The organism is Phreatobacter stygius (assembly GCF_005144885.1).
GTDB lineage: Bacteria > Pseudomonadota > Alphaproteobacteria > Rhizobiales > Phreatobacteraceae > Phreatobacter > Phreatobacter stygius.
Genome location: NZ_CP039690.1, coordinates 6,870,506 through 6,885,672, shown reverse-complemented (window position 1 = coordinate 6,885,672; position 15,167 = coordinate 6,870,506). Strand labels below are relative to the sequence as shown.

Below are 15,167 nucleotides of genomic sequence, written 5' to 3'. Positions count from 1 at the left end.
CGGTTATCCCCTCACGAAGGCGAGAAGAGCGTTGATGGGCTGTCCGAGTTCGGCGATCTGACGTGCCTGCTTGAGCAGATCGCGATCCGCGTCCGAGAACGCCCGCATGGTTCGGCGCCGGAACCGTCCGAAGACCTCGGGCGCATCGTCCCATCGACCCGCCTTGACCGCAGCGTCGAGTTCTTCGCCGCAATCGGCGAGATCGTTGAGAATCGGGGAGTTCAGGTCGTCGCCGCAGAGCTGTTGCACCTGATCCAGGGTCGGCTCCCAGGATTCGGTAAAGGCGACCGGCGCCTGAACGACCTCGTCGATGACAAGATCCTCCAGCAACATCTGGTCGTTCTCGCTCGCCTGCCATCGGCCATGGCGACGGACGTGGCGTTGCAGCTCCTCCTTGATCCTGATCGCTTCTTCGGCGCGCGCGTCGCGATTGCCGATGGGACCCGCGACGGCCGCGAAGTCCATGGAATCGGCCAAGAGCTGGCGCAATTGGTCGAAATCGATCCGGTCGGCTTCGGCCCGCAATGCCTCGTTCAGGCTCTGCATCCGCTGGCGGACGAGCCGGCGGATTTTCAGGATTTCGCGTCGTCCATCCGCTTGCGGCGCGCTCAAGCGTGCCGCGAGCTCCCGCATTTCGTTCAGCCAGGCGAGCTGCGCGGTTGCGCCGTGCAGTCCATCGGGCGGCAGCGCGCTGGCGCTGGCGGTCGGCTCGTCCAGCTTCAAGGCAAGGGTGTCGGCCGCCTCGGTAATTTGGCTTCGGCGCAAGCTGCCTTTCAGCGGAGCCGCGGCCAGCAGGCCGGGCAGGGAACCGGTCTGCACGTTGTGCAGGAATTCGTGCAGTTCCTTGTAAATCTGAAGTCGCCTGAGCGCCGCTGAAATGCCGTCGAGTACGTGTGCCGATGCCCTCAGAAAATTCCGCACCGCACCGTCGTGATCGGCGGCCTGGCGCAAGGCCATCAGACGATCCTGCAACACGTTGAAGGCGGATCTCGTCGGCGCGGGGCGGATAACACCGCCCTGTCCCCTGGCGACGATGTCGGCGCGAACGAGGCCGATCGGGATACCGCGGCGCTCGGCATCGCTGCGCCAGTTGTGCAGGGCGATGAGGTTCCAGTCGTCGTTGAAGCAGGGTGACCCAGAAGATCCGGGCAGCGCTTCGGGGGTGTAGATCAGCCGGTTCTTTGCCCCCGAAAGGAAACCGGTAACACCGGCTCCGTCGGAGTTGATGCAGGCCGGCTGACCCAGGGGGTGCTGCACGAGGTTGACCCGTTCCCGGCGGATCGGCGGCTGAATTTCGGGGAGCGTGATCCAGCCGCGCAGCAGGCCGAGCGGCGTATAGGTCTGAGCGAATGGTCGTGCCAGCCTGAGCAGGGCATAGTCGAGCTCCGCCGGGGCTGGATGGGCTGTCGCTCCCGGCTCCTTGCGCTCCCACGCGGAGGCCGGGCTGGAGGCCAGGCACATCAGGGCTTCGACCGTCTCGCCTGGCTGGATGGTTCCGTCCTGCCGAACATCGTAGTCGAACCGGCAGGTGACCGATTTCTGCAGGTTGACGCCATCGGCCGCCAAGGCATCGACCAGCGCCAACACGTGGTGATTGGTCAGCACCGCCTCCGGACCGACCAGGAAGCCGGTGCCCTGGGGTTGGCCATCGACCTCGATCCGGCAGACGGCATAGATCGCCGATACTTGCCGCTCGATATAGCCCAGCCTCGCTTCAAATTCTGGCATGGCGACCCTCCGTTCAGGCGTCGCCGGCGCTCAACGCCGACAACCGCACGCGCCGATAGCCCGGCGGTGGCGCATCGCCGCGCGCGGCGAGAATGACGGTTTCGGCCTTGGCCGACTTTTTCGGGTTGATCGGCCGTGCGCGGTCCCAGTCGATGTTGAAAGCTTCGGCGTAATAGGCCGCCACTTCGTCGTCATAGAAGATCAGCGACGCATCGCGGTTCAGCGTCACGCCTTCACCGCTCCAGTTGTGGCTGCCGATCAGCACGCGCCTGCCGTCGACGATCATTCCCTTGGTATGATGGTTGTCGATCTGACGCAGTCGGCCCGCGATGTCGACGCCCTGCGCCTTGAAGTGCCAGGCGGCGTGGGTCGGATTGCTGAGGTGGCTGCCGCCGGTGCGCAGGATGACGCGGGCATGGGCGAGCGTCCTCAGCTTGTCGGTCAGGACGGCGATGAGCTCGTCGATATAGCCTCGGTCGTCGTCGGGCCGCGACGGCATGCCGATATAGGGGATCTGGAACAGCAGGCTGTGCCGGGCCGAGCGCATGAGTTCGAGGACGGCCTCCGAATAGACCGCGCCGCGCTGGTCCGGTGTCAGCAAGGGGCGGACGCGGATAGGCCGGTCGATCTCCCTGGGCTCGAGGATTTTCGACGGCGGCTTCCGCTCGGGCACGACGGATTCGAGGGCCGCGATCGGCACGTCGACGAGGGGATCGAGGTCGCTTGCTTCCGCCAGCACTTGACCGTTCAGCTCAACTGAACGCGCGAAGTCCTGCTCGATATGGGCGCGGAAGCGCTTGGCGAGCGTCGGGCTCGCCATCACCACATGCCACTCGCGATTGCCCGGCAAGTCCTTGCGGCCGGCATTGTCGCGCATGTCCTGCGTGACGACGGGCTGGCTGGAGCCGTGTTTCCAGTTGCCGGACGAGAGCCAGATCGTATCGTCCTGCCGGACGCTGACCTTGATGTGATAGGCCCGCGCGACGAGGCCGCGCGCGCCTTCCCGCGGAACGATGGCGTGGAAGCGCCCGGCATAGGCCGTCCGCCATGCGTCGAAAACGGCCTCGCGATCGAACTCGCCGTCTTTGCCGGCAGCGTCGGACAAGGTGACGATGTCCATCACCAGGCGGACATCCGCGCCGGCTTCGAGGCGCTCCTCGATGGCCTCCTTGATATGTTCGGCGTGGAATTCGTAAATGGCCGACACGAGTCCGGTCGTCACGCCGCCGAGAAAGGCCTTGAGCTCATCCCAGGAATATTCCGGCCCGACGTGAAGCCGGACACGCATGGGCTCATTGACCGTCTCGAACGAGAAGGCATCGCCGCTGCGGTTGGTGTCGTCATAGGCAATCGAGGTGATCGCCTCGGGGCGGATCACCGTGTCCATCTGCTCGGTCAGATCGGCCGCGTCATAGCGAACCCGATAACCCATGAACGTCGCCGGCGCGGCGGCCGCGCCCAAGCGCCACTGGTCCGGATGCACCGAGGCCGCGATGCAGGGCTCCTCGCCAACCGTTTCATCCGCGTCGAGAAAGCCGGCGCGAACCGCCACGATGCCGTTCGGACGCTCGCTCCAGAAGGCGCTGACGGCCGCCGCCAACGGGGCCGGCCTGACGCCGTCACCGGCATCCGGCGTCGCCACGGTGGTTCCGAACGCCAGCGAGGGCTGGCCGACACTGACGGTGATTGTCAACGGGATGGTCCAGCTTGCCGAACCGGTGGTCGGGTTCGCTCGCACCGGCGCCGCGCCGGCATCGTCGTCGCTGGAAGGCCGGCGCAGGCCCGGTTCGCCGCCGGATGTGTCGGCCTTGCCGCCGGTCTCGACCGATATCGGCGCCAGCCAGCGGCGCCTGTTCACATAGTCCTGCAGCACGCTCGCCCGAACCGCGAGATTGCGCTCCCGCCATATGCCCGCAAAGTGCAGCCCGACCGCAAAACCGCGTGCCGGATCGTAGACGACGCAGCCCGAATTGCCACCCATTGTCGTGCAGTCGTGCGAGGCGGAAGCATCCGTCGATGCCATCACCAGCCCGGGCGCGACACGCTTGACGTTGAACTGGCTCTGATAGAGGCGGCGCATCAGGGCCTGGTCGGGTATCGCGGCAGGGTCGCCTTCGGCCGGATAGCCAATGGCGCAAACCGCGGTTCCCGCTGCGGCATCCGTCTTTGCGACCGGAATGGCCTTCGGCCTGTCGCCGGTTGCCGCGCGGCGCACGCGCAGGAATGCGATGTCGTTGGGCCCGCTCTTCGGTTCGATGTAGAGGACGCTCTCGACCGCGTAGGCGCGGGTGCCGTCGAGGCCGTCATCGCCCTTTTGGCGCTTTGTGTCGAGCGTGACCGCGATCGGTTTGCCGGCGGCACCCGCGGTGAATTCGAATTGTCGGCCGTTCGGTTGGGCGATCAGCACCGCGACGTGGCGGTTGGTGACGACGATGTCCTCGTCGATGAACCAACCCGTCCCGAGATAGTCGCTGCCGCCCGGGAAGCCCGACACGTTGACCCGTCCGACAAGCGGCAGGATCGGCTGGATGTCCGCCGCGCGCCGCTGCAGGAGGTCGACCATGCCCTGCGCTTCTCGGCTGAGGTTCGGCAGATCGGCGAAATCGATCCTGTCGGCCTTGGCGAAGAGAACCGGCCGGCTCTCGCTGACGATCGTCTCCAGCGCCACGTGGATCTGGCTGTCGCTGTCGCCTGATGTCGCTTCCATTGTCGGCGCGCCGGCCAGTGCCTGGGCGAGGCGATCACTGAGGTGCTGAGCATCCTCCGGATTGCGCCGCCGCAGTTCGTCGAGGAACCGCCGGTTCGCCTCGGTGAGCTGTTGGGTTGTCGTCATGACTGCCCTTCCGAATCCGTGTCGATGGACTGGGACAAGCTCCGGCGCGGTCGCGGCCGGGCCGGTGGCGGTGCCTGATCGGTCGTGATGGCGGTGATCGCCCCTCCCGAAAGGCTCGAGATGCGTTTGAACCCGCCGGGCAGGTCCAGTCCGTCGAGGCGGATGAGCGCACCGCAACGATCGAGCGTGGCGCGCAAGCCGCCGCCGCCGGAGCGGGCGAGGGCAGAACCATCTCGATTGTGGGTCTCGGCGTTGGACATGGATCGGTCCTTCGGAATTGGCGCAGCGACGGTGGAGGGAGGCGGCCGCGGCAGGAGGTCGTCGGCCTGTGCAGGGCCCCGCGACCGCCCCCTCCGTCCGCCGCTAGGGCAGCTTCGAGCGCGACGCCCGTCGCGCTGCATCTTTGCGGGCGGCCGTCCGCGGCCTTGCCGCGGCTGCCGGCGTTTCCAGGGTATTGGCGGCGCGCCGGTCCAACACGCTGGCGAGGTCGATGATGCGGCCCTGATTCCACTTCACCTTGCCGTCGGCATCGGCGGGGTAGACCGTTGCCTTGCCGCCACCGGAATAGTGCCCCTGGGCGAACAGCTTCTGCTCTTTCTTGCGTCGCGGGATGATCTCGGCGGGCCTGCTCCAGTTCATGAACTGGGCCGCCGCCGACTGCCGGTCCCCGGCATTGAGCGATTGCACCAGGGAGGCTCTCCTGATGCCGCCGGTGTTGAAATGGAACGACACGAGAGCGTCGAACTCGGTCTGCGAGACGGCGACCGTCAGCACCGAGCGGACATCCGCCTCATATTTCGCGATGTCGCGCCGGAACAGGTCATAGACCTCGGCAATGGTCATGGTGCCCAGGAAGGCTACCGGATTGGGTGGGCCGGCCGATTTGGTGTGGCCGACGCCAATGGTCCAGACGCCGACGGAATCCTTGTAGCGGGTCTGCACGATCCCTTCGTGGCCGATGAGCTCCATCAGCCCCTCGCGCGATACGCTCTGCACCGCGGCGAGGCTCGCCTTGGCCGGTCTGTTTCTTGCGCCGGCGGTCGCGGCGGCGGATTTTGGGCTGGTTGTCATGTGCTGCGCTCCCGGTGATGCGATCATCCCGCCGAAGGCTTCGACGGCGATCGGAACGGTGGTCAGAGAAAGGCTGCGAGCGAGGCGGTCAGCGGCGTGGCCGCGAGGAACTTCATGTTGACGAAGCCGGCATGTCTGTCGGCGCCGTCGATGCCGACCGACGCCCAGCGCGTCAGATAGCGCTTTCGGCCCGACGCATTCGGGTCGATGCAATGGCTCCTCGGGCCATAGGCGATCGAGCGGACATGGACCTCGCGGCCATTCTGCAATTCGGCGACGACGGCGGTCTCGGCCGAGGGGCCGCGCCTGAGCCTGAGCCTGCCGTCGGGTGATCTGACGGTCGTACGAAAGCCAAGGCGGGGTGCGCTGGCGATCAGCACGTTGAGGCCGGCAATGTCGAACAGCGGGCCGGGATCGAATTTGCCCATGATGGCGATGTCGTGGTGGCCCACCACCTCCTGGATGTCATAGGTGTCGATGATGTCCCGGACGATGCGCTTGCAGGCGGCGAGCTGCGGCCTGGGATAGGTCTCCCAGCGCTGCATGGATGGATCGTCCGGATTGTAGATGAGCTGGCCCGGTGCGTTCGGCGACGAAGCGTCGAAATCAAAACCTTTGTTCATCAGGCAGATGCCGACCGAGCCCAGTTGGACCGAATGGCCGAGCCCGACATTGCCTGCGGCCTTCCAATTGCTCAGGCCGGGATGGGCGGCGCTCTCGGTGAACCGGCGCGTCTGAAAGGCCTCGCCATCCTTCTCGATCAGGATGTGGTAGCTGAGCCGCTGGCTGTTCAGCGCTTCGACGGCAGCAGCCACGGTGTTGGTCACCGAATAGTGGATGACGACGAGGCGCGGCGTCTGATTGGCCCCGTTATGCAGCAGGTTGATCCTGTCGATGCCATCGATCCAGTGGTTCGTGATGCTCATGGTTTCGCCTCTCGAAAGTGGTCGCTCCTCGGGAAGGGCTGCCATTCCAATCGTCTGTTCGTGTCGCAGGTCGGGAGCTAGGGGACCTGGATTTTCTGGATGGTCTTCCTGACGCCCTCGATCGTGTCGGTGGCGTTCTCGATGCTGAGCGACGACCGCTCGAGTTCGGCCACCGGAACGGCGTCGATGCTGCCGATGAAGGCCGCCATGCCGACCAGCAGGAGGCCCGCGACGGAGGCGAAGCCGACCTTCGCGGTGGCCTCGGCACTGAACGCCTTGTCGAGCACATGCCGAATGAAACCGACAAAAATGGTCGTCGCGACCGTCGCGGTGGTCAGGACCATGCTCGGCGGCAGGCCCGAGGTGCTCAGCGCGTTGCCGGCGGCCTGTTCGCTGCGCCGCATTCTGCCGATCTGCCAGCCGACAAAAGCCAGGACCACCGCGCCGATACATGCCGCAAAAAAGTACTCGGTCCGCATGAGCCCCCACCCGCTGCGTTCGGTCGAGGCTGGTGTGCCTGCCTCGTGTCTCAAGTCAGGGTAGGGCGCTGCCGTGATCCGATCGTGAGCGCCAAGGCGAGGTTCCGCCGGCGGCTGCAGCGTCCGATAACGGGACTGTTCTTATCGTAGGCAATATAATACCTTGTTCACGGGTGGATGAACTTGCGTACGGACTTCAGGCGTCGCCACGGCTGATGTCGTTTCTCATCGGCTGAAGAAGGCAGGGACGGTGCTGATGCTATCGATCGTGGCGCTTGGCGGTTTTGATCTTGCCATGGCCGGAAAACGCATTGAGTTGCGCAGCAAAAAGGCACAAGCACTCCTCGTTTACCTGTTGCTGAATCCGCTTCCCTCCGACACGCGTGAGCGGTTGTGCGGGCTCTTGTGGAGCGAGTTCCCTGAAGACAAGGCGCGCGCCTCGCTGCGGCAAGTTCTGCACGGGCTTCGGGAGACCCTGGAGGCGAACGGCTTCGCCGGCTTCGCGCCGGACCGGGACGTGGTCCGGCTGGAACGCCAGGCCGTCGCATTCGATGTCGCGACGACGCTGGACCGGCTGGACCGGGGTGAGGTTCCCGCCGTCCTCACCGCGATGTATGAGCCGCACGAAGCCCTGCTTGCCGGTTTCGACGGCCTGGATCCAGGCTTCGACGTCTGGCTGGCCATTCATCGACGCCTGCTGCGCGAGCGAATGGATCGGGCGCTGCTGGCGCTGGTCGACGGCGATCTCGGCGATGAGCGGACGATTGCGGCGGCAACCGCGCTGGTCAATATCGACGCCACCAACGAACATGCCTGCCGACAGCTGATGAAGGCGCGCGCGGCGCGCGGCGAACTGGCCGCCGCGCTCAAGGTCTACAAGCAGCTTTGGGATCATCTGGCCGACGAGTACGACGAGGAGCCGTCGCCGGAAACCCAGGCCCTGGCGGTTCGCCTGAAGAGCGCGCCGCCACCGGCGCCATTGGCTTCGACCCCGGCCGCCCCGCCGGCCGAACTGGTCGACACCGCGCCAGCCAATCTGCGGATGAAGGCGCCGCCGCAATGCGCCGTGGTGGTCGCGCCATTCGACACCCGGGGTGTCAATCCGCAATCGGCCTATCTGGTCACCGGGCTTCGGCAGGAACTGATCTCGAAGCTCGTCCGTTTTCGCGAATGGGCGATCATCGATGGCCAGCACGTGCCGGCCGGCCCGCCGGCCGCGTTCCAGACGCGCTGGCCGCAGCAGATCTGGATCGACGCCTTCGTCATGCAGGCCGGTAGCCAGCTCAAGATCAATATCTCCGTGCGCGAGCATCCGGCGGCGAGCCTGATCTGGAGCGACAGCTTCCGGTTCAATCTCGACAGCTGGTTCGATATCGAACGCGAGGTGCTGGCGCGTATCGCGACGACGATGAACCTGCATATCTCGACGGCCCGGCTGTTGAATTCGTCGGGCGCGCCGGATGTCTCGCTGGCGATCTACGACCGATGGCTGCGCGGCCAGACCATCATCATGAACTGGAAGCCGGAGCGGGATAAGGCCCGCGGCATCTACCAGGCCATTCTGAAGGACTCACCAAATTTCTCGCCGGCCTATTCCAGCCTGGCGCAACTGGAGAGCATGGAGCACCTGGCACTGCCGGGGGTCTTCCGATCAGCCGAGCGCGAGGCCGCCGGGCTTGAACATTCGCGCCAGGCGGTGCGCTGCGACCCGTTCGATTCCCGGGCGCATCTGGCGCTCGGCTGGGCCTCGGCGATGAACCGCCAGTTCGATCAGGCCTATGCGGCCTTCACCATGGCGCTCGAGCTGAACGAGAACGATCCCTGGACGATCAATTCGGCCGCGCTCGGCTGCGCCTATTGCGGTGATGTCGACTATGCCATCGCCACCGTCCGCAAGGCCCTGACATGGGGCCTCAAGCCGACCGCCTTCCATTCCGCCTATCAGGGGGCGGTGCGCTTCATGGCCGGCGACTATGCCGGCGCGCTCTCGGCCTATGAGCAGGCCGGCGACATCATTGGCGATCTCGCCGCCTGGAAGGCGGCGACGCTTGCTCATCTTGGCCGTGGCGAAGAGGCGCGCCTCGCCATCTCGCATTTCGTCGAACAGACGCGGGCGCGCTGGGCCTCGACGGAGCTGGCGACGGAAAGCCGGCTGGCCGCCTGGTTCCTGCATGCCTTTCCGATCAAGGAAAGGCATGTCTGGGAAAGCCTGAGAGAAGGCGTCGTTGGTGCCGGGCTCGCGGTCCCCGCGGAGGCCGAGATCCCGCGTCATCCCTGAGAGCGCTCAGCCGCAATGCGAGATGACGTAGTCGCAGATGCGCGTGTTGAGGATCTGCTCCGGTGACAGGTTGGGCTTCAGTCCCTGGTAGATCGGCGGCACGACGTAGTCGGTGTCCTTGGCCGCGGGGTTGGTCGCATGGATCGAGGCCTGCCGCGCAAGATCCTGCGGCGGCAGGGCCAGATAATAGATGCCGTTCAGATCCGTCTGGACATATTCGACGGTGGTGATCCATGCCGGGATGGGCTGCTTGAGCATGCCTGCCGTCGCCGCCTCGAACTGTTGCCGTGTCTGCCTCATGCCGTGCGATCCCATGATCGCCAGGCCGAGGAAATATTGGCCGAGTTCGTTCCAGCCGCCGCCGCCGATCGGCTCGCATTGGTTCTGGGCGAAATAGTCCATGTAGTCCTGGCGCAGTGACGCCAGCTTCTCGACGTTGTTGCTGGCGATCAGGTCCTTGACCTGCTGGTGCCCTGTATAGGGGAGAGACTCGTTGTCCATGATCTTCGCTCCAGCGCCCCAATCTGCGACGACCCGGACGGTGGCGCGATCGCCGGCCGGGGAGCGGCTCATGGCGCCAGCGACTTGACGATGTCGATCATCGTTTCCGGAGCATTGGCGCCGAAGACCCGGCGAAGGTCCTGATCGACCGCCGGCGGCAGGTTCAGCAGATCCGCGTAATGTCCGCTATGGCCGCGCGGCGGCCCGCCTGGAGACGGCACGGCGAGCTTGGAAAAGATCATCTCGGCCAGGATGAAAGAGCCGACCGGGCCGAGCCTGATGCCGTGGCCGACCTGCTCGGCCTCGAACAGCACAAAGAAGAACAAGGGTGGATTGGCCGCCAGGAACTTGATGTCTTTCTCGGCGAACTGGACGTCCTTTTCCACGCCGAACAATCCTGGTGCATCGAGCCATCGGGCGATGCGGCCGGTGCGCTCCCGTTTGTCGGCGAGCAGCGGATGGCGCGCGATGATCGCCTTCATCGTTTCGTCCTGCGCCATGGTTGCGAGCACCGCGTCGACCGAAGCCATGGGCACGCTGCAGCTGCGCACGAGATCGCGGGTCGCGATGCCACGGGCGGGGATCGTCCGGCCGGACTTGACGACGCTGAGCGACAGAAGCGGGGGGCCGCCGGCTTCGTCGTTCAGAAAGACGACGTCGGGGCCCATTGGCGTGACTGTCGGTCCGAGCGGGCGCGAATACATGAAATCGGCTGGCGGGGTGCCGTTGCCGTCGAAGAACCGGAACCAGTCCGCGAGCCAGGTCGCATCGAAAGGCATGAGACCGGGATGTTCGGTGGAATTCAGCTCGAGGATGGCGTCCAGTTCGAAATGCCTGATATTGCCGAGCCGATATTTCGCCCGAACCATGGCGTGGCCGAAGCGGAAGGCCGCATGGGAGAATTCGACAGCGACACGTCCTGGCCGCGGCACCGTCAGAAAACCGACCGGACGATGGATGTCGTTGCGCCGGGGCGCATAGCGCTCGAAGATGTCCTGGTCGAGCATCCGGCGCAAATAGTCGTTCCAGACGACATTGCGGTAGATCGCGGTGGTCGCCTTTCGCGCCCGTTCGAACAGGCCGTAATAGTCGATCGCCCCATCGCCTCCCGCGGCGCCGGCCTCGGCCGTCGCGACGATCGAATCGGCGATCTTGTTGTGCAATCGGCAGAACAGCACGGTCAATTGCGAGATCAATGCGTGGTCGTCGTTGCGCGGGTCGGCAATCAGGACGTCGGTTGCCCCTTGGGCGATGACGCCCGGGCCGGCGACGGGCGCCGTTGCGCTGTCAAGGAAGGGGCAGGCGAGACGCGGCAGGTCGCTGCCGGCCTTGACCAGGGTCATGTCCGGCTGAACCGCGTGGATCGCTCCGAGCCTGAGATGGGTGCGGGCCGTGCGGCGGCGGCCCGCCACGGTCGGCGAGATCGGGCAGACATAGCCGAGCGGAAATTCCCGGGGACCTCCGCCGTAAATGGATTCGAGCTGCAGCTGTGTCTCGCGCATGTTGTCGAGAACCTGGGCGTTCGGAACGCCGGCCTTCGATATCGGGATGCGATCCGCGGCGAAGCTGAGATCATGGGCGATGAACTGGCCAAGATAGGTATATCCCGCCGGCGCCGTCCGCTCGTCCGTCGGAGTGGGCTTGGCCGTCGCGCTCGGGACCTCCCAGTCGAGCATCCGCGCGCCGAGATTGGCCAGGAGCTGGTGGCGGTCGCGGGTTCCGGGATAGGCAAGGAGCAGGGCCGCCGTCGTGTCGGCATCGGCAACATCAGGCAGGGGATCGATCAGCGGGACGAAGTCCGTCTGGCTGGGGTTCTGCTGTTCCTTGGGCGTGGTCGACGCCATCACGACCATATCGCCTGGCGGCGATCGCCGCGGGCTTGCCAAAGGCGCGTAGTCTCCGTGCCGGTTCATGATGCCCCCCGAGCATTGCCGTGCCTGCCGATCGTTCGGTTGAAACTTGCGCAGGCAGCGTGATCCGAATGTGAATCGACCGGCGCCGGTCCGGACAAGGTCTGGACGGGCCTTCAAAACAGCGGGACGGGAATGGCGGGCAGGCTCGCGCGCCGCTCGGCGTCGGCGAGCCGCGACGTGCGGATCGCGGAAGGCAGCGGCTGAAGTCCGGGCACGAATGTCTTGAACACGGGGATGCCGATCTCGGCAACCGTCAGGTCGACCGCCAGGCACTGCAGGTCGGCCCGCGCGAGGTGTTCGACCACCGCGGCGAGGTCGCCGGACGATGCCTCGATGGGGCGCCGCGGCGCTGGCGCCAGGGATGGCTGCAAGATCGACCAGCGCTCGGCATCGACGACGGCGAAACGGGCCTGATGCGCCTTGTCCGCGGCGCCCAGCCGTTCAGCTCCGACGGTCGACATCTTGAGTGCGATGAGATGGCGGGCCACCTCGATCTGACACATTTCCAGGAACGCGGCGCGGGCGGCTGCTGCCAGGGTCGGGCGCGCGGCCGAGCCATGCACGAAACCGCCTCCGTCGGCATCGAAGGAGACACTCGCTACGCAGGGAATTTCCAGGTCGCTGGTGATGTCGAGCAGCCAGCTGCGCCGCGTCGCAAGACCTTGCCGGACATGCGGAATGAGCGACAGGAGCCCGGCCTCCTCCAGCGTCTCGAGTGGAACCTGGCGCGGCGCCCGGCCGGCCATCCACCACAGCGCGGCCGCGTCGCGCTCGACCCACTCGAGAAGACCCGCCCGCATGGCGAATTCGGGATCGGGGCCGGAGGCGCAGCCAATGCCGATATGGGCGGGCGAAACCGCGCCGGCGTCATCGATCGGATGAAGGCACAATGCCGCGGGCAGCGCGGTTGCGGCTCCACGGGTCAGCGCATGGGCGGGCAGCGAGGCGTCCGCCTGGCTGCCGCTGGTTCCATCGCCGAGGAGCTGGTCGAGTGCGGCGATATCCCGCGGCGTGAGGATCTCGCCGAGCGGTGCCGCCGAACCCGCCTCGATCCGGCGGCTTTGGTGCGGGCTTCTTTGCGACACGCGCTCGGCCATTTCCCCGACACAGGCCAGGAACGCCTGGCGAAAGTCGCCGCCGCAGCCGCCGGCGCTGACGGTCGCGGAGGCACCGGCGTGGTCGAGGTGGCGCCGCGCATCGGTCATGGCTCCGATGAAGACCAGGCCGGGAGCATCGGGAGCGGCGACTTCGAAAATCGCTTCGGCGCGGTCCGCGGCATCGAGAAAGGCAAGATCGAGCGTGCCTCGGTTCGGCGCGAGTGTCGCGGCCGGTTGATTGCCGTAGAGGCCTCGGCGAATAGCCTCGGCATCGCGGACCAGATCCGGATCGGACGGCTGAGGCTGCCCTGGGCTGGCCGAGGCCCGGAAGGCTCCTGGAACAAAGGCGCGAAGCTTCATCGGAGCGGCCCGCGGGGCGAGGTCAGCGTGGCAAAATACGCAAGGGTACCGGCAACCCCGGAGTATTGCGGCAAACGGATAGGGACTGCAAATGGGCCCGCGGCCCCCGTCGCGCGAACGCGGCGCTCAGCGGCCGCCCGCGAACAGGGCTCAGTCCGGCTGCGCCCGCCAGAGCTTGCGCAACCTTCCGAAGTCATGACACCAGTCACCTGGCCGGTGCGCTCGCGGGGGCGGCCGGAGACGAGGCGTCCGGATGGATTTCACCCAGTTGCGTTATTTTCACGAGGTCGCCCAGGTCGGCACCATCCGCAAGGCCTCGGACAAGCTCAACGTCGCGCCATCGGCCTTGAGCCGGCAGATCCAGCAGCTCGAACACCAGGTCGGCATGCCCCTGTTCGAACGGCACACCCGCGGCATGCGGTTGACCGAGGCCGGCGAGATCTATGCCCTGCACGCCAAGCTGGTGATGATGGACGCCGAACGCGCCCGCTCCGAGCTTGCGGCGCTGCGCGGCCTGGAGCGCGGCGGCGTCAGGCTTGTGGTGGTCGAGGGCGTGGTGTCGAGCTACCTGATGGAGGCGATCGGCCGGTTCCGGGCCGATCACCCCGACATCAGCTTCGAGCTGATGGTGACCGGCACCGCCGATGTCGTCGCCGACGTCCGCAAGGGCGATGCCGACATCGGCATCGCCTTCAACGCCAAGCCGGATCCGCAGGTCGAGTTCCTGTTCCAGCTCGACGACGAGGTCCGGGCCATGTGCAGCCCCGACCACCCGCTGACGCGGCTCGCCAAAGTCTCGCTGCGCGACGTGTTCGGTTATCCGGTTGCCATGCCGGTGACCAGTTTCGGCATCCGGGCGCTGGTCGACGAGAGCTGCCGGGTGCAGCGGCTGCGCGCCATGCCGGCGCTGGTGACCAACAGCATCGATGCCTTGAGGACCTTCGCCAAGGCGGGCATCGGCGTGTCCCTGATCACCGGCATGTCGTGCCAGCGCGATGTCGCCGCCGGCGAACTCGTCTCGATCCGGCTGGCCGATCCTGTGCTCGTCGCTTCCATCGACGTGCTGGTGCTGGGCGGACGTCGGCTGCCGCTGGCTGTCGAGGCCTTCCTCAGGACCTTGCGGGCACTCGCCGCCGCCCGCCGCTGACCGCCGAAAGACGCTCAAAAGGACAAGGCCCGTCCACCGGACGGGCCTTGTTGCGTTGCCAAAGTCCGAGCCGCTCCGGCCGTGTCAGGCGACGTGTTCGATCGCCAGGCCGCGGCAGTCCATTTCATATTCCAGCTCCTGCACCGGCGGCCGGTTGAAATGCCAGGTCAGGCCGGCGCGCATGGCGCCGCGGCGGGCGATCTCGTCGGCGAGGAAGGGATGGACGTTGTGCACGGTATAGAGCTGGGAGGCGGTGGCGTCGGCCCAGGTGAAGCCGAGGGCCGCCATGCGCCGTTCCATTTCGGCGAGCACGAAACGCGCCTTGGCGCGCAGGCCCTCCTGGCTGAGGTCGCCGCGGCTGACGATATGGTCGGCATAGGTGGCATGGCCCTCGGGCGCTTCGCCACTGCCGGCAACCACGAAGGAGGGCGCTGCATCGGGCGCGACGGTGGTGAAGGAGAAGGCGTAGAAGCTCGGCTCCGACGGCGGCAAGACCTCCGGGCAGACATTGCTGCGGGCGATCGGGTTGAGGCCGTTCTCGAACAGGCCCCACTCCTTCAGCGTGGTGATATAGACCGAATTGAAGGCGACGAAGCCCTGTTCGGTGAAGGGCGCCGGCGAGCGCAGCTCGCAGGCCGCGAAAGCGGTCAGCGACCGGCCGGCGGCCTTGATGATCTCGGCGATGCGGCGAAAGCCCTCGGCCAGCGGCACGGGCGAGGCGAAGCGAACGCGCTCGAGCCGGAAGCCGGGCAGGGCGGCGACGCCGGCGGAATATTGCGACACGCCCTTGATGAACTTGTAGCCGCCGGTGGCAAAATCGATGACCTCGGTCAT

12 protein-coding genes are annotated in these 15,167 nt (G+C 66.3%); 2 read left to right on the top strand and 10 right to left on the bottom strand.

Going from position 1 to position 15,167, the window contains the following annotated elements; genetic code table 11:
• Window positions 1–3 precede the first annotated feature (3 nt).
• From E8M01_RS32525 to E8M01_RS35210, 6 genes are all read right to left on the bottom strand, one after another.
• Window positions 4–1,728 carry a trypsin-like serine peptidase gene (locus E8M01_RS32525; RefSeq protein WP_136963962.1) on the bottom strand — a complete coding sequence of 575 codons (1,725 nt, stop codon included), beginning with the start codon at window positions 1,726–1,728 and terminating at the stop codon, window positions 4–6.
• A gap of 13 nt (window positions 1,729–1,741) precedes the next feature.
• Window positions 1,742–4,561, bottom strand: coding sequence for a phospholipase D-like domain-containing protein (locus tag E8M01_RS32520; RefSeq protein WP_136963961.1), 2,820 nt, complete (start codon window positions 4,559–4,561; stop codon window positions 1,742–1,744).
• Window positions 4,558–4,821 carry a hypothetical protein gene (locus tag E8M01_RS32515; protein ID WP_136963960.1) on the bottom strand — a complete coding sequence of 88 codons (264 nt, stop codon included), beginning with the start codon at window positions 4,819–4,821 and terminating at the stop codon, window positions 4,558–4,560. The genes E8M01_RS32520 and E8M01_RS32515 overlap by 4 nt, the downstream gene beginning before the upstream one ends.
• Before the next feature lie 103 nt (window positions 4,822–4,924).
• Window positions 4,925–5,632, bottom strand: a complete 708-nt coding sequence (locus tag E8M01_RS32510; protein WP_170182174.1) for a lysozyme — start codon at window positions 5,630–5,632, stop codon at window positions 4,925–4,927.
• Window positions 5,633–5,694: 62 nt separating this feature from the next.
• The gene (locus E8M01_RS32505) at window positions 5,695–6,558 is read right to left on the bottom strand and encodes an N-acetylmuramoyl-L-alanine amidase (RefSeq protein ID WP_170182173.1); all 864 of its coding nucleotides are present in this window, start codon (window positions 6,556–6,558) and stop codon (window positions 5,695–5,697) included.
• Window positions 6,559–6,635: 77 nt separating this feature from the next.
• The gene (locus E8M01_RS35210) at window positions 6,636–7,037 is read right to left on the bottom strand and encodes a hypothetical protein (protein WP_170182172.1); all 402 of its coding nucleotides are present in this window, start codon (window positions 7,035–7,037) and stop codon (window positions 6,636–6,638) included.
• Between the two features lie 256 nt (window positions 7,038–7,293).
• Here E8M01_RS35210 and E8M01_RS32500 point away from each other — a divergent pair, with 256 nt between their 5' ends.
• On the top strand, window positions 7,294–9,315 hold the full coding sequence (locus E8M01_RS32500; RefSeq protein WP_136963957.1) for a BTAD domain-containing putative transcriptional regulator: 2,022 nt from the start codon (window positions 7,294–7,296) through the stop codon (window positions 9,313–9,315).
• 6 nt (window positions 9,316–9,321) lie between these two features.
• Here E8M01_RS32500 and E8M01_RS32495 read toward each other — a convergent pair whose 3' ends face one another.
• The 3 genes from E8M01_RS32495 to E8M01_RS32485 all read right to left on the bottom strand — a co-directional run bounded on the left by E8M01_RS32495 (window position 9,322) and on the right by E8M01_RS32485 (window position 13,186).
• A complete protein-coding gene (locus E8M01_RS32495; protein ID WP_136963956.1) occupies window positions 9,322–9,816 on the bottom strand; it encodes a hypothetical protein in 495 nt (164 codons plus the stop codon).
• Between the two features lie 68 nt (window positions 9,817–9,884).
• Window positions 9,885–11,660: a peroxidase family protein gene (locus tag E8M01_RS32490; protein ID WP_170182171.1), complete on the bottom strand. Its 1,776-nt coding sequence runs from the start codon at window positions 11,658–11,660 to the stop codon at window positions 9,885–9,887.
• A 182-nt stretch (window positions 11,661–11,842) separates the two neighbouring features.
• Window positions 11,843–13,186 (bottom strand): YcaO-like family protein, encoded by a 1,344-nt coding sequence (locus E8M01_RS32485; protein WP_136963954.1) that lies wholly within the window; start codon window positions 13,184–13,186, stop codon window positions 11,843–11,845.
• 253 nt (window positions 13,187–13,439) lie between these two features.
• Between E8M01_RS32485 and E8M01_RS32480 the strand changes: the two genes are divergently transcribed.
• Window positions 13,440–14,333, top strand: coding sequence for a LysR family transcriptional regulator (locus E8M01_RS32480; RefSeq protein ID WP_136963953.1), 894 nt, complete (start codon window positions 13,440–13,442; stop codon window positions 14,331–14,333).
• 84 nt (window positions 14,334–14,417) lie between these two features.
• On the opposite strand, the gene cnbZ is transcribed toward E8M01_RS32480, so the two are convergent.
• Window positions 14,418–15,167, bottom strand: a complete 750-nt coding sequence (cnbZ, locus tag E8M01_RS32475) for a 2-amino-5-chloromuconate deaminase CnbZ (RefSeq protein WP_136963952.1) — start codon at window positions 15,165–15,167, stop codon at window positions 14,418–14,420.